The sequence below is a fragment of the Pseudomonas bharatica genome (assembly GCF_048586865.1).
Classification (GTDB): domain Bacteria; phylum Pseudomonadota; class Gammaproteobacteria; order Pseudomonadales; family Pseudomonadaceae; genus Aquipseudomonas; species Aquipseudomonas bharatica.
The window spans coordinates 30948-45473 of the sequence record NZ_JBMAWR010000028.1 but is presented as its reverse complement, the minus strand read 5'-3'; the positions used below and the strand labels follow the sequence as shown (position 1 = coordinate 45473).

Genomic DNA, 14526 nt, shown 5'->3' with positions numbered 1-14526 from the left:
CGCTCATGACTTCCAAGCTGGAACAACTCAAGCAGTTCACCACGGTCGTCGCCGATACCGGCGATATCGACGCGATCAGCCGTCTCAAGCCGGTCGATGCCACCACCAACCCTTCCCTGCTGCTCAAGGCCGCCGCCATGCCCGGCTACGCCGACCTGCTCGACCAGGCGATCCGCGGCAGCAAGGGCAATGTCGACCTGGCCTGCGACGCCTTCGCGGTGGCGGTGGGCAGCGGCATCCTGAAAGCGATTCCAGGCCGCATTTCCACTGAAGTGGATGCGCGCCTGTCCTTCGACCAGCCCGCCCTGTTGGGCAAGGCTCGCACGCTGATCGAACTGTACGACCAGGCCGGCGTTGGCCGCGACCGCGTGCTGATCAAGCTGGCCTCGACCTGGGAAGGTATCCGCGCTGCCGAAGTCCTGGAGAAGGAAGGCATCCAGACCAACCTGACCCTGCTGTTCTCCTTCGCCCAGGCTGCCGCCTGCGCCGATGCCGGGGTTTTCCTGATCTCGCCGTTCGTAGGGCGGATCTACGACTGGTACAAGAAGTCCACCGGGAAGGAGTATGTCGGTGCGGAAGATCCCGGCGTGCAGTCGGTGACCCGCATCTACAACTACTACAAGGCCAACGGCTACGACACCGTGGTCATGGGCGCCAGCTTCCGCAACATCGGCCAGATCGAGCAACTGGCCGGCTGCGACCGCCTGACCATCAGCCCCGAGCTGCTGCAACAGCTGAGCGACGACCAGGGCAACCTGGAGCGCAAGCTGGCGCCGGGTGCCGCCGGCGAACCGCGCCAGACGCTGAACGAAAGCCAGTTCCGCTGGGCGTTCAACGAAGATGCCATGGCCACCGAGAAACTCGCCGAAGGCATTCGCCAGTTCGCCCGTGACCAGGAAAAACTCGAAGCCCTGCTCTCTGCAAAAGCTTGATACAAATATCGGTTTGCCAGTAGCGGCGACAGCGGGGAAAGTCCCGCCTCCTTCGCAACTACTGGCAGACGATTGCCCGTCCTGATGTCCAATTCCCCGTCATTGCCGCTGGTACTCGCCGGGCCGCTGCTGCGCCGCCTGGAAGACCGTCGCGTGGTGCTATGGCTGGTCGCCTCGCGACCGTTGCAGGCCGAACTGCACCTCGACACCCCCGAACCGCTGCGCTTGCCCCTGGACGAAACCCGCTGCCAGATCCTGCCGGTAGGCCGTCATGCCTTCGTTCACCTGATCGATGTCCAGCTGGATATCCCACTGCCGTGCGACAAGCGGATCGGCTACGACCTGCTGGTCGAGGGCAAGGGCATAGCCGAATGGGCGCCACACCTGCTGTATGCCGGCGCAACGCGTCCGGACCTGGTGGTGCGCTCGCGCCTGGATCAATTGCTCCATGGTTCGTGCCGCAAGCCCCACCACCCCGCAGCCGACGGCCTGCTCTGCGCCGATCGCCTGCTGGCCGCCGCCCATGAGGGCAATGAACGCCCGGCCTTGCTGATGATGAGCGGCGACCAGATCTATGCCGATGACGTCGCCGGGCCCATGCTGCGCGCCATCCATGCCCTGATCCAGCGCCTTGGCCTGTTCGAGGAATGCCTGGATGGCGCAGTGATCCGCGACAGTACCGAGCTGTACAGCCATCCCGCCAGCTATTACCACCGGGGCGACCTGCTGCCTGCGCTGAAAAGCAACCAGTCCCTGCGCGAGCGTTTTTTCGGCGGTACACGCAAGCCGATCTTCACCAGCAGCAATGCCGACAACCATCTGGTGACCTTCGCCGAGACGCTGGCCATGTACCTGCTGGTCTGGTCGCCGGTGCCATGGACGCTGATCGAGACACAGGTGCCGCCCCTCGAACCGCGTCTAGCAAGCCGTTACCGCTCCGAACAGCAGTGCCTGGATGGCTTCGTCGACGGGCTGGGTGCTGCCGCCCGGGTGCTGGCGCACTTGCCGAGCCTGATGATCTTCGACGACCACGATGTCACCGATGACTGGAACCTCTCGGCTCAGTGGGAGGAAACCGCGTATGGCCATCCCTTCTCCCGCCGAATCATCGGCAACGCCCTGCTTGCCTACCTGCTGTGCCAGGGCTGGGGCAACAATCCGGATGCCTTTGCCGACCTGCTGGACAAGTGCCGTGGGCTGTTCGCCAGCACCGGAGCTGATGGCCACCTGGACAGCCCGGTGCAGGACGAACTGATCAACGACCTGCTGCGTTTCAGCGCATGGCATTTCGTCCTGCCGACCAGCCCGCCCCTGCTGGTGCTCGACACCCGCACCCGGCGCTGGCGCAGCGAAAGCAACCTGCAGAAGCCTTCGGGCCTGCTCGACTGGGAAGCGCTGAGCGAGCTGCAACAGGCCCTGCTCGACCATCCCTCGGCAATCATCGTCTCGCCGGCGCCGATCTTCGGGGTGAAGCTGATCGAGACGGTGCAGAAGGTATTCAGCTGGTGCGGCTACCCGCTGCTGGTGGACGCGGAAAACTGGATGGCACACCGCGGTGCGGCGCAGGTCATCCTGAACATCTTTCGCCACTCACGCACACCGGGGCATTACGTGATCCTGTCCGGGGACGTGCATTATTCGTTCGTCTACGAGGTGCTGATTCGCCATCGCCAGCGCAGTCCGCACCTGTGGCAGATCACCAGCAGCGGCATCAAGAACCGCTTTCCGGCGCGCTTGCTGGAGGTGTTCGACCGCTTGAATCGCTGGCTGTATTCACCGCGTTCGCCACTGAACTGGTTTACCCGGCGGCGCTCGATGGAGGTGGTGCCGCGGGTGCCGAGCCATAGCGAGGCCGGGGAGCGGCTGTGGAACAGCGCGGGGCTGGGGCAGGTGTTCTTCAATGAGGCGGGGCAGCCGGAGCGGATCTATCAGCTGAATGCGGATGGCGCGGAGGCTACCGAGTTTTTGCGGCGAGACTGAGGGCGTCATCGCTGGCAAGCCAGCTCCCACAGTGACCGCATACACCGCTGGACCTGTGGGAGCTGGCTTGCCAGCGATGACGCCCTGGAGAGCTAGCTGCGCTCCAGCGCACTCACCAGGTCATGGAAGGCATCCCGGTTGGAGTCATTCAACCCCATGAGGATCTTGTGCGCCTCCAGCACCTTCGAGCGCACCACTTCCTCGTCTTGATCCTGGGACGGCAGGTCGGTCAGGCATTCCGGGCAGGGAATCGGGCGATCGACGATGTTGAACACCTGATCGAAGCCCATCGATTGCAATAGGCGGGTGATGTCGGCGTGGGTGGTGACCACGGTCGGCAGCAGGCCGACCTTCTGCCGCGACAGGATCGACAGCTTGGCCAGCAGGCCGAGCGTGGTGCTGTCGATGCTCTGGGTTTCCGTCAGATCGATGACGATCGCCGAGAAATTCAGCGCGGTGAAGATCTTCTCAATAGTTGCATCCAGCGCCGAACACAGGGTCAGGCGCACTTCACCGACAAATTTCAGAACAAAGGTGCCGTTCTGTTCGGCGAACTGGATTCTACCGGTACTCATTGAAGGTTCCTGCTCAACACCAATAGGGCGATATCATCCGGCATCTCCCCAAGCGTAGCCAATTCGAATCGTCGGCGCAGGCCATCCAGGCTGCCGCCCGCGTCCCTGATGATCTCAGGCAGGGCCGCTTCTTTATCTTTGAGTGTCTCGCCGGGCAAAAGGTCAAGAATGCCGTCGGAAAGCAAGGTCAGGCTGAACTTCTCCGGCAGCTCCAGCACATGGTCCTGGTAGCTCGCCTCGTCGAACAGACCGACCGGCAGGCCACGCCCTTCGAGATAGCGGCCCTGCCCCGGGGTGAACAGCACCGGCAGCGGCAGATGGCCACCGATGGCGTAGGTCAGCAGACCGGTTTCTTCGTCGATGACACCGCCGACCATGGTCACGTGCTTGCCCAGCTTGCAGTTGATCAGGCCGCGGTTGATGTGGCTGAGCACTTCCGACGGTTTGAAGTCACGCAGCGAACCGGCACGCTTGAATTCGAACAGCAGCCGGGTGGTCATGAACTTCAGCAATACGGTAACGAACGCCGAAGATGCGCCATGTCCGGAAACGTCCGCCAGGTAGAAGGCGATACGCCGCTCGTCGACGCGGAAGTAGTCGGTGAAATCGCCAGACAGGTACAACGACGGAATGATCTGGTGCTCGAAGGAGAACCCGCCACACTGCCATGGGTTTTCGGGGAGCATGTTCATCTGCACCTGGCGTCCGGCGGTCTGGTCCTCCTGCAGCAGGTGCAGGCTGGCTTCCAGTTCGCGATTGGCAGCTTCGAGCTTGTCACGGTAGCGCTGGTTTTCCAGCACCAGGCGCGCGCGGTCGAGGGCACGGCGCACCGAGTGCTCGAGCACGGCGAGGTCTTCCAGGGGCTTGATCAGGTAGTCGGCAGCACCGAGACGCAGGGCTTCGACGGCATCGTTCATCACCCCGGCACCGGAAACCACGATCACCGGCAGGTCGGGCGCGCGCTCGGTGACCTGGCGGATCAGCTCGAGACCGCCCATTTGCGGCATGCGCAAATCGCAGATCACAAGGTCGGGCCGATCCTGTTCGAACACTTCGAGAGCCTGCTGGCCATTGCTCGCCTGCAGGACACTGAAACCGCTGTCTTCCAGATAGGCGGCGAGACTCTCGCGCACCACGTCGTCGTCATCGATTATCAGCAGCGTTGCACTGGTTTTCTGCATGTGGGCAAACGGCGCCAGAAATAGGTTGGCGTAGGTGGCTCGACAGGCTGGAGCTCACGTACTGGATTCTCTTCTAGCCTCTCTGCGTTTACGGGTTGCGGTCGGAACGCCTGACCGGCAACAGGCAGAGGTGCCCTGTAAGGCGCAGACGGTACTCCCATCCGTCAGGCGTTTCAAGCGTACAGCAGTGCGCTTGCGACGGGGCATGGCGGGCAAATCACCGGTGGTTATAAAAAACCGTTTTGTGGCAACCCAATGGAAGGATGACCGCATGCAATATTTGTCATCCGAACGATTCGGGGCCGCATAGCGGCCCCGAAATACTGGCTGGAAGGCATCAACCCGCAGCCCGCGTTTTTTTTTGCATTTGGCAACAAATCAGAAATCGTCTTCGACCTGACCATCCTTGACCTTGAACTCGCGGTTCTGCAGGTAGGCGTTGCGAATGAAGATGTATTTGTCGCCCTGGATCATCTTCTCGGCCTGCAGCAGGCTGGCCCGGGTATCCACCACATCGACCGCGCGGATGGTGTTGCGGGTCGGGACGTGGTCGATGTACTGGTAGGGCTCGGTGTAGGTGTCCGGGTACTTGGCCAGGGCATCGCGCACCGTGCTCGGGCCGAGCAGCGGCAGCATCACGTAGGGCCCGCTACCGACGCCCCAGTAGCCGAGGGTCTGGCCGAAGTCTTCGTCGTTGCGCTGCAGGCCCATCTTGGTGCCGACATCGAAGAAGCCACCGAGGCCGAAGGTGGTGTTGACGATCAGCCGCGCGGTATCCACGCCCGCCGCATGGGGCTTGAGCTGGAGGATGTTGTTGGCCAGGTTGGTCACGTCGCCCAGGTTGCGGAAGATGTTGTGGATGCCATCCTCGAGGAATTGCGGGGTGATGTAGCGGTAGCCCTGGGCAAGGGGTTTCAGCGCATAGGTATCGACCGTGTCGTTGAAACGGAAGATGGGCCGGTTGACGCTTTCCCAAGGGTCCTCCTCGGTAGCCGCCTGGGCCGCCAGCGGCGCCAGCAGCGCGGTCGCGCAGACACTGGCCCGGAACAAACGATCGAGCACTCCCGTACCGATCCCACGCATAGCAATTCTCCTGGATGAAGGTCGAACGGAGCCGCCGGGCTCCGCGCCAAAGTAAACAAGTATAAAGCCTGGCGAAGGCCGCGTCGCAAATAGTTGACGCCACCGGCTTGACCGGCCCGTCACCAAATCGTCATCCGCGATCGGTAAGGTCCCGGCTATTTCAAGGATGTTGCCATGCCTCATGCTCCCGCCTTCACTGCGCTGTTGTTCGGACTACGTGGCTGCCTGGTCGATTTCGGCGGGACCGGCCTGGACGCGGCCGGGACGGTTGCGGCCCGGCCCACGCCCGGCGCGCTCGACGCACTTGCCTGGCTGCATCGGCACCAAGTGCCCTGCGCCTGGCTCGATGATGTCGCCGCCGAGCACGGCAAGCACCTCAGCCATGCCCTGCCCGGCTGGTTGCACCCGGTCCACCATGGCGATGCCAGGCCATGGCCGGCCCCGGATGCGTGCTGGAAAGCGCTGATGCAGATCGACGTCGCCCGGCTCGACGGCTGCGTGCTGGTCAGTGGTGATCCGCGCCTGCTCCAGGCCGGCCTCAATGCCGGCCTGTGGACCATCGGCCTGGCCGCCTGCGGGCCGCTGTGCGGCCTGTCGCAGGAACAATGGCAGGCGCTGGACGACAAGCAGCGCGAGCACAGGCGCGGCCAGGCCACCCTGCAATTGTTCGGGCTTGGCGTCCACTCGGTGATCGACCATCTGCAGGAACTGGCGGACTGCCTGGCGGATATCGGCCAGCGCCGGATCAAGGGCGAGAAGCCCTGATCCGGATCATGCAAAGCGGGGCGGCGTGGATTAATCTGTCAAACGTCGCATGGACCTTTCGCCAGTGTCGACGGTCCATGGCTGTGCCTATTGATAGAAGGGAAATCGCCATGTCCAACAGCGATCTGCAACACCAGCTCGACACCCTGCGCCAGCAACTGGAGCAGGATCCGCCGCTCTCGGAAGAAGAGCGCCTCCACCTGCATGAACTGATGCAGCAGATCGATGCCCAGATCAAGCTCGAGGCCGCGACCCAGGACAACAACCTGGTGGACGGTGTGAACCTGGCGGTGGAGCGCTTCGAGGTGGATCACCCGGGGCTGACGGCGACCCTGCGCAATATCGTGCAAAGCTTGCAGAGCATGGGAATCTGAAACACTGATCAAGAGAACGCTGCGGCCCCTGTGGGAGCGGGTTCACCCGCGATTGCGTCGGTGAATCCACTACCGTAATCGCGGGTAAACCCGCTCCCACAGGGTTCGCGGAGCTTTACAGATTACTGCCGCACCAACCGCCGGTTATCCACCTCGACCGGCCCCATGCTCCGGTACGGATTGATATCCAGCCCGCCACGCCGCACATAGCGCGCGTACACGGTCAGGTGCTCGGGATCGAGCAGGCGCTTGAGGTCCAGCCAGATCCGCTCCACGCATTGCTCATGGAAGTCCGCGTGCTGGCGGAAGCTGACCAGATAGCTCAGCAGACTCGCGGCATCCAGCTCCGGCCCACGATAGTCCACCACCACGCTGCCCCAGTCCGGCTGGCCGGTGACCGGGCAGTTGGATTTCAGCAAATGGCTGTGCAGTACCTGCTCGACCGGCTTGTCCCGGTTGCAGCGCAGCAGTTCCGGCTGCGGCTGCTCATAGTTGCTGATGCTGACATCAAGATCGTCGATGCACTGCCCCGGCAGGCTCGTTACGCCCTCCCCAGACACTTCACCCAGGCTGCGGATGCGCACGCCCACAGGCTTGCCGGCGGCGGCACTGAGGTCTTTCACCAGGCACGCCTGCAACGCCTCGGTGGAGTCGAATGGCGTCTGGTTCAACGAGTTGAGATACAACTTGAACGACTTGGACTCGATGATGTTCGGCGAGTCGGCAGGAATGGCGAACTCGCCGATCGCCACCACCGGCTTGCCCGAAGGCAGCAGCCAGGACAGCTCGAAGCAGTTCCAGAAGTCGACGCCCTGCCACGGCAGGTTGTCACCGCTGACGCCCAGCTCCGCCCACTTCGCCAGGCGCGGGATGGGAAACAGCAGGGACGGGGTGTAGGTGGAGACGTATTCGCTGGATTTACCCAGCGGGGAGTGTTCTGCAGCGGGGTGCATGGCTCAAACCTGAAGGACGAAATTGTCGTAGTTTATCGGGTTTGAGCCATGGATGGCTCACCGGGCGATATTCAGCGTGCCGACCATCCCCGCCTGATAGTGGCCAGGCACATTGCAAGCGAACTCGATGGGCGCGGAATTGCTGAACGTCCAGGTCAGTTCCCCCCGTTGTCCGGGCTGGACCAGAACCGTGTTGGGGTCGTCGTGCTGCATGCCGTGGTTCATATCGCCGTGGCCCATTTTCGAGTGATCCATCTGCGCCATGGCGAGCATTTCCTTCTGGTGCGCCGCATGCATCGCCGCATCGCCGAGGTTGAACTCATGAGCCACCTGCCCTTTGTTGATCACCACGAAACGCACGGTTTCGCCGGCCTTGACCTCCAGGGTACGCGGCTCGAAGTACATGTCTCCCAGGGTCACCTCGACGGTCCGGGTCGCCTTGGCCGCCGGGGCTGGCTGGCCGAAGGCGAACCCCTGGTCCGGTGCCGCCAGGGCCGGCAGGCTGAGCAAGGTAAACAGGACGGTGGTCAGTGCGCGTTTCATCGGGGTACCTCGTTGCAATCGGTTCAGGGGGCCATGGTGCAAAAACCGCGCTGGCATCGACCTGACGAAAAGATTACAACTTTGTCAGCTTCGCCCTGCTCCTTCGCCGGACAGGTATAACGTCACCGTCATCCCGAGCCGAGTCCCCCAATGAAACTGCTGATCGTCGAAGACCAGGCCAAGACCGGCCAGTACCTGCGCCAGGGCCTCAGCGAGGCCGGGTTCAGCACAGAACTGGCCAGCGACGGTGAAACCGGCCAGTTCATGGCCCTGACCGGCGACTACGATCTGCTGATTCTTGACGTAATGCTGCCTGGCCGCGACGGCTGGCAGATTCTCCAGGCGGTGCGCGACGCCGGCCACAGCGTGCCGGTGTTGTTCCTCACCGCCCGGGATGCCGTCGAGGACCGCGTCCACGGCCTGGAACTGGGTGCCGACGATTACCTGGTCAAGCCGTTTGCCTTTTCCGAGCTGCTGGCCCGGGTCCGCACCCTGCTGCGCCGCGGCAGCAATCCGGCGCAGGAAACCACCCTCGGCCTGGCCGACCTGCGCCTGGACCTGATCCGCCGTCGCGTTGAACGCGCCGGCCAGCGCCTGGACCTGACCGCCAAGGAATTCGCCCTGCTCGAACTGCTCCTGCGCCGCCAGGGCGAAGTGCTGCCCAAGTCGCTGATCGCCTCGCAGGTCTGGGACATGAATTTCGACAGCGACACCAACGTCATCGAAGTGGCGATCCGCCGTCTGCGCCTGAAAATCGACGACGCCCACGAGAACAAGCTGATCCATACGGTGCGCGGCATGGGTTATGTGCTGGAAGAGCGTCGAGCCTGATGCCCCGCCTGTCCCTCGGCGCACGCCTGGCCCTGCTGTTCGCTGCCTGCACGGCGGTGGTTTCGTTGTTGGCGGGCATACTGTTCAGCCGCGCCAGCGAGGCGCATTTCGTCGAGCTGGACCAGCAATTGCTGAACAGCCGCCTGCCAGTGCTGCAACGGATCCTTGAAGGTGTCGACAGCCCTGCCTCCCTCGAATCCCGGCTTCCCGGGCTGAAGGAAGAACTGGCTCACCAGGCGGATCTCGCCCTGCGCCTGCAAGGCCCGGACGGCAGCCTGTGGTTCGCCAGCCGCAGCAACCTGCCCGACAGCCCGGGCACGCCAGGCCTCGCTACCCTGCACGCCGACCACAGCGATTACCGCAGCCTCGACGTGCAATTGCCGGATGCCCGACTGACCCTGTACCTCGATATCACCCACCACCAGCATTTCCTGCAGCGCATGCAGCACCTGATCTGGCTGACCGTCGGCCTCAGCGCCCTGGCCACTGCGCTGCTCGGCGCCTGGGCCGCGCGCAGCGGCCTGCGCCCCTTGCGCCGGATGGGCGAAGTGGCCGCCAGCGTGTCCGCACGCTCGCTGACCACGCGCCTTCCGGTCGAGCAAATGCCCGTGGAACTGGCGGAGCTGGCCGGCACCATGAACGCCATGCTCGAACGCCTGGACGACGCCTTCCAGCGCCTTTCAGCCTTCTCCGCAGATATCGCCCATGAGCTGCGCACGCCGCTGTCCAACCTGTTGACCCACACCCAGGTCACCCTGACCCGCCCGCGCAGCCTGGACGAATACCGGGAAGCCCTGCACGGCAACCTGGAAGAGCTGCAACGGATGGCGCAGATGGTCAACGACATGCTGTACCTGGCCAAGGCCGACCACGGCCTGCTGATGCCCAATCGCGAGCCGCTGGCGCTGCACGGGGAAGCGGATGCGTTGCTGGAGTATTACGGCGCGCTGGCCGAGGACACCGGGGTTGGCTTGAGCCGCACGGGAGAAGCGATCCTGGCCGGCGACCGGCATATGCTGCGGCGCGCCCTGTCCAACCTGCTGGACAATGCCCTGCGCTTCACCCCCGGCGATGGAGAGATCAGGATCAGTATCGAAGAATGCGACGGCGGGATTCACCTGGAAGTCGCCAATCGCGGCGAGCCAATCGACGCGGCGCTGTTGCCGCGCCTGTTCGACCGTTTCTACCGCGCCGATCCGGCACGCCGGGCCGGCAGCAGCGAGCATGCCGGGCTGGGCCTGGCCATTACCCAATCCATCGTCCGCGCCCATGGCGGCAGCATTCGCGCCGAATCGGCGGCGGGCTGGACCCGATTCATCATCGAGCTGCCCGCCGCCTGAGCAGGCTTATTCGTAGCGCAGCGCCATCGCCGGCTCGACCTGCGAGGCACGCCAGGCCGGATAAATGGTGGCGAGGAAGCTCATCACCAGGCCGGCACTGCAGATCAGCACCACATCGCCCCATTGCAGTTCCGACGGCAGCGAACTGATGAAGTACACGTCGGAGGTGAAGATGTGCTGGCCGCTGACGCGCTCGATCCAGCCCACCACGTCGCTGACGTTCAGTGCCAGGGCCACGCCCAGCACGCCGCCGATCAGGGTGCCGACCACACCGATCAGGCTGCCCTGGACCATGAAGGTGCCCATGATCTGTCCCGGTGTGGCACCGATGGTGCGCAGGATCGCAATGTCGGCCCCCTTGTCGTTCACCACCATGATCAGGGTGGCGATGATGTTGAAGGCCGCCACCGCGATGATCATCAGCAGCAACAGGCCGATCATGGTCTTTTCCATCTTCATCGCGCTGAACAGGCTGCCCTGGGTGTGGGTCCAGTCGTCGGCACGATAGCCGTCGCCGAGGCTGCCGGCGATGGCGCCGGAAACCGCCGGCGCGGCGTACAGGTCCTTGATCTTCAGGCGCACGCTTTGCACCTGGTTCGGCTCCCAGCGCTGCATCTGCGCGGCATCGGCCATATGGATCATGGCCATGGACCCGTCCAGTTCGGCACCGACCTTGAAGATGCCGACCACGTTCAAGCGCTGCATGCGCGGCGTGATGCCACCCGGCTCGCTGCTCGCTTCCGGAACGATCAGGGTCAGCTTGTCACCGACATTGAGACGGAAGCGCCGCGCAGTGATGTCGCCGACGACCACGCCGAATTCGCCCGGCTTCAGGTCTTCAAGACTGCCCTGGACGATGTGTTGGGTGACGATCGAGACCTTGCCTTCCTGGGCCGGGTCGATGCCACTGACCTGGATCGGCTGCATCGAACCCTTGTAGGACAGCATGCCTTCCATCTCGGTGAAGGGTACCGCGGCGACTACCTCGGGATTCTTCAGGGCGGCCGCAGCCACCGGCTGCCAGTCATCCAGCGGCTTGGCGCCGATGATCATGGCGTGGGGCACCATGCCGAGAATGCGCGCGCTCATTTCGCGCTGGAAGCCGTTCATCACCGAGAGCACGGTGATCATCGCCAGCACGCCCAGGGACAGGCCGATCATCGAGGTCATGGAAATGAACGAGATGAAGTGGTTGCGGCGCTTGGCGCGGGTGTAGCGAGCGCCGATGAAAATGGACAAGGGTCTGAACATGAAGTGATGCACCCAGGCAAGGAAAACGACCAGGGCGTCCGGCTATGCCACGGACGCCCGCCACGAGTCAGATCGACGCTTCAGATCGGAACCAGGTGGCCCTCTTCCAGGCGCAGCACGCGGTCCATCTGCCGGGCCAGGTTCAGGTCATGGGTCACCACCAGGAAGGCGGTCTGCGACGAGGTGCTCAATTCGCGCATCAGGTCCTGGATACCCTGGGCGGTGTGCTGGTCGAGGTTGCCGGTCGGCTCGTCGAGCATCACCAGGCCGGGACGGTTGACCAGCGCCCGGGCGATCGCCACGCGCTGGCGCTCGCCACCGGACAGCTCGGCCGGCTTGTGCCCCAGGCGATGACCGAGGCCGACGCGCTTGAGCAACGCCTCGGCACGCTCGCGGGCTTCGGGAATCGCGGTACGACCGATCAACAGCGGCATGCACACGTTCTCCAGCGCGGTGAACTCGGGCAGCAAGTGGTGGAACTGGTAGACGAAGCCCAGCGCGCGGTTGCGCAGCAGGCCGCGGGCACGTTCGCCAAGGGCGGACAGTTCCTCGCCGGCCAGCCACACGCTGCCCTGGCTCGGGGTATCGAGGCCACCCAGCAGGTTGAGCAAGGTGCTCTTGCCCGATCCGGAACTGCCGACGATGGCCACGCGCTCGCCGGGGAACAGTTCCAATTGCAGGTTCGACAGCACCTGCACCGACTCCGGGCCCTCGTCATAGGACTTGCCCAGGTTGCGGCAACTCAGTACGGCTTTATCACTCATGCCCAACTCACTCATAACGAAGCGCCTCCGCGGGCTGGGTGCGTGCCGCACGCCAGGCCGGATACAAGGTGGCGAGGAAACTCAGGACCAGCGCCGCGCCGCAGACCATCCATACGTCCTCGGCCATGATCCGGGACGGCAGGTAGTCGATGAAGTAGACGTCGGCGTTGAGGAATTTATGCCCGATCAGGGTTTCCAGACCGGCGATGGCGGCGCTGACATTCAGCGCCGCAAGAATGCCGACGACGGCACCGATGGCGGTACCGAGCACGCCGATGATGGTGCCCTGGACCATGAAGATCGCCATGATCTGTCGCGGCGTGGAGCCCAGGGTACGCAGGATGGCGATATCGCCGCGCTTGTCGTTCACCACCATGACCAGGGTGGAAATGATGTTGAACGCCGCCACGGCGACGATCAGCAGCAGGAGCAGGCCGATCATCGCCTTCTCCATGCGGATCGCCTGGTACAGGTTGCCGTAGCTGCGGGTCCAGTCGCGGGCGTAGAACTCCTGGTCGCCCAGTTGATGGGCAATGTTGTAGGCAATGCGCGGGGCCTGGAACAGGTCGTCGAACTTCAAGCGCAGGCCCTGGACCTGGTCCGGTTTCCAGCGATGCAGGCGCGACAGGTCGGCGATGTTGGTCAGCCCCAGGAAGCCATCGATCTCGCCTGCGCCGACATGGAAGGTGCCGACCACGGTGAAGCGCTTCATGCGCGGGAACATGCCGGCCGGGGTCACGGTGACCTCGGGGGCGACGAAGGTCACCTTGTCGCCGATGCCGACACCCAGCCTGCTCGCGGCCTTGTCGCCGATCATGATGCCGAAGTCACCGGGCGCCAGGTCTTCCAGCCGCCCCTGCCGGATAAAGTCGCCGATAATCGAAACCTTGCGCTCCTGCGCCGGGTCAACCCCATTGAGCAGGACCTTCTGTACCTTGCCGGCGTGGGTCAGCAGCCCCTGCATCTGGGTGAAGGGCGCGACATCGAGCACCGATGGATTCTGCTTTACTTGATCGGCAAGGGCTGGCCAGTCGGTCAGCGGTTGCCCGGTCTCGAGGGTCGCATGAGGGACCATGCCCAGGACCCGGGTACGCATCTCATGGTCGAAACCGTTCATGACCGAGAGCACCACGATCATCACCACCACGCCAAGGGCGAGGCCGATCATCGAGGTCAGGGAAATGAACGAGACGAAGTGGTTGCGACGCTTGGCACGGGTGTAGCGCGTGCCGATGTAGACGAAAAGAGGTCTGAACATGTCGGGGCTTGTTCGGATGAAAGAGGAACGTCCTTGTGGCGGGGGCAGGACAGCGGATTTACACTCAGACCACCGCCGTAACCATGGGTTCGCCATGTCGACATTAGATGAAGAAGATCGCCGCGAATACTACCGTATCGACGACAGGATCGCACTGGAAATTAGCCCGCTGAGCGCAGCGGAGGCCCTTGGCACGGACTTATTGCAAGATGATTCCCCGCTGTTCAATCTGCTCAGCGAACTGCACCTGAGCGAGTTCGAATCCCAGCACCTGCTGCGCCAGCTGAGCGAGAAGGACCGCACCCTCGCCGCCTTCCTCAAGGCCCAGAACAAACGCATCGACCTGCTCAGCGCGGTACTCGCGCAGACCTTGATCGGCGAGATCGGCGCACCGCAACCGGTAAAGCTCTCCGAAGGCGGGGTCGAGTTCAACAGCCCCGAGCCCTTCGAGCCCGGCAGCCGCGTCGCCCTCAAGATGGTGCTGATGCCCCGGGCTTCCGGCCTGCTCCTGCGCGGCAAGGTCACCCATTGCGCCAGGCGGGCCGACGGCAGCTACGAGCTGGGCTGCGTGTTCATCGACATGAGCGATGCCCAGCGCCAGTTGCTCGCCCGCTATATCCTGCAACGCCAGCAACAGCAACGCCGCCAGGCACTGGAACAGAACGCCCCACCGACTTCCTGATTTTCAGCTTTCGG

General features: G+C 63.6%; 15 protein-coding genes. 7 read left to right on the top strand and 8 right to left on the bottom strand.

Going from position 1 to position 14526, the window contains the following annotated elements; genetic code table 11:
- Positions 1 to 5: 5 nt before the first annotated feature.
- Both tal and ACKLLE_RS23795 read left to right on the top strand, forming a co-directional pair.
- On the top strand, positions 6 to 932 hold the full coding sequence (tal, locus tag ACKLLE_RS23800) for a transaldolase (protein ID WP_064303171.1): 927 nt from the start codon (positions 6 to 8) through the stop codon (positions 930 to 932).
- Positions 933 to 1016: 84 nt separating this feature from the next.
- Entirely contained in the window at positions 1017 to 2912 is a 1896-nt protein-coding gene (locus tag ACKLLE_RS23795; RefSeq protein ID WP_420059237.1) for an alkaline phosphatase D family protein, read from the top strand.
- A 92-nt stretch (positions 2913 to 3004) separates the two neighbouring features.
- Here ACKLLE_RS23795 and rssC read toward each other — a convergent pair whose 3' ends face one another.
- From rssC to ACKLLE_RS23780, 3 genes are all read right to left on the bottom strand, one after another.
- A complete protein-coding gene (rssC, locus tag ACKLLE_RS23790; RefSeq protein WP_420059236.1) occupies positions 3005 to 3487 on the bottom strand; it encodes an anti-sigma factor antagonist RssC in 483 nt (160 codons plus the stop codon).
- Positions 3484 to 4668 carry a two-component system response regulator RssB gene (gene rssB, locus ACKLLE_RS23785; RefSeq protein WP_420059235.1) on the bottom strand — a complete coding sequence of 395 codons (1185 nt, stop codon included), beginning with the start codon at positions 4666 to 4668 and terminating at the stop codon, positions 3484 to 3486. Before rssB ends, rssC begins: the two co-directional genes overlap by 4 nt.
- A gap of 378 nt (positions 4669 to 5046) precedes the next feature.
- Positions 5047 to 5751, bottom strand: a complete 705-nt coding sequence (locus ACKLLE_RS23780; protein WP_064303174.1) for an MlaA family lipoprotein — start codon at positions 5749 to 5751, stop codon at positions 5047 to 5049.
- Between the two features lie 174 nt (positions 5752 to 5925).
- On the opposite strand from ACKLLE_RS23780, the gene ACKLLE_RS23775 reads away from it, so the two are divergent.
- Both ACKLLE_RS23775 and ACKLLE_RS23770 read left to right on the top strand, forming a co-directional pair.
- Entirely contained in the window at positions 5926 to 6516 is a 591-nt protein-coding gene (locus tag ACKLLE_RS23775; protein ID WP_420059234.1) for an HAD superfamily inactivated hydrolase PcrP, read from the top strand.
- Between the two features lie 110 nt (positions 6517 to 6626).
- The gene (locus ACKLLE_RS23770; RefSeq protein WP_009394774.1) at positions 6627 to 6890 is read left to right on the top strand and encodes a DUF4404 family protein; all 264 of its coding nucleotides are present in this window, start codon (positions 6627 to 6629) and stop codon (positions 6888 to 6890) included.
- 122 nt (positions 6891 to 7012) lie between these two features.
- On the opposite strand, the gene queF is transcribed toward ACKLLE_RS23770, so the two are convergent.
- Together queF and ACKLLE_RS23760 are read right to left on the bottom strand one after the other, a co-directional pair.
- On the bottom strand, positions 7013 to 7843 hold the full coding sequence (gene queF / locus ACKLLE_RS23765) for an NADPH-dependent 7-cyano-7-deazaguanine reductase QueF (RefSeq protein WP_420059233.1): 831 nt from the start codon (positions 7841 to 7843) through the stop codon (positions 7013 to 7015).
- A 57-nt stretch (positions 7844 to 7900) separates the two neighbouring features.
- Positions 7901 to 8386: a cupredoxin domain-containing protein gene (locus tag ACKLLE_RS23760; RefSeq protein WP_420059232.1), complete on the bottom strand. Its 486-nt coding sequence runs from the start codon at positions 8384 to 8386 to the stop codon at positions 7901 to 7903.
- A 150-nt stretch (positions 8387 to 8536) separates the two neighbouring features.
- Between ACKLLE_RS23760 and ACKLLE_RS23755 the strand changes: the two genes are divergently transcribed.
- Complete coding sequence (locus tag ACKLLE_RS23755) at positions 8537 to 9217, top strand: heavy metal response regulator transcription factor (RefSeq protein WP_009394771.1); 681 nt, start codon at positions 8537 to 8539, stop codon at positions 9215 to 9217.
- A complete protein-coding gene (locus ACKLLE_RS23750; RefSeq protein WP_420059266.1) occupies positions 9214 to 10557 on the top strand; it encodes a heavy metal sensor histidine kinase in 1344 nt (447 codons plus the stop codon). The genes ACKLLE_RS23755 and ACKLLE_RS23750 overlap by 4 nt, the downstream gene beginning before the upstream one ends.
- A gap of 6 nt (positions 10558 to 10563) precedes the next feature.
- Here ACKLLE_RS23750 and ACKLLE_RS23745 read toward each other — a convergent pair whose 3' ends face one another.
- From ACKLLE_RS23745 to ACKLLE_RS23735, 3 genes are all read right to left on the bottom strand, one after another.
- Positions 10564 to 11808, bottom strand: a complete 1245-nt coding sequence (locus ACKLLE_RS23745) for a lipoprotein-releasing ABC transporter permease subunit (RefSeq protein ID WP_064303179.1) — start codon at positions 11806 to 11808, stop codon at positions 10564 to 10566.
- A gap of 80 nt (positions 11809 to 11888) precedes the next feature.
- Entirely contained in the window at positions 11889 to 12572 is a 684-nt protein-coding gene (lolD, locus tag ACKLLE_RS23740) for a lipoprotein-releasing ABC transporter ATP-binding protein LolD (protein WP_170394411.1), read from the bottom strand.
- Positions 12573 to 12579: 7 nt separating this feature from the next.
- Positions 12580 to 13830, bottom strand: a complete 1251-nt coding sequence (locus ACKLLE_RS23735) for a lipoprotein-releasing ABC transporter permease subunit (protein WP_009394767.1) — start codon at positions 13828 to 13830, stop codon at positions 12580 to 12582.
- Between the two features lie 94 nt (positions 13831 to 13924).
- Here ACKLLE_RS23735 and ACKLLE_RS23730 point away from each other — a divergent pair, with 94 nt between their 5' ends.
- A complete protein-coding gene (locus ACKLLE_RS23730) occupies positions 13925 to 14512 on the top strand; it encodes a PilZ domain-containing protein (RefSeq protein WP_420059231.1) in 588 nt (195 codons plus the stop codon).
- Positions 14513 to 14526: the final 14 nt, after the last annotated feature.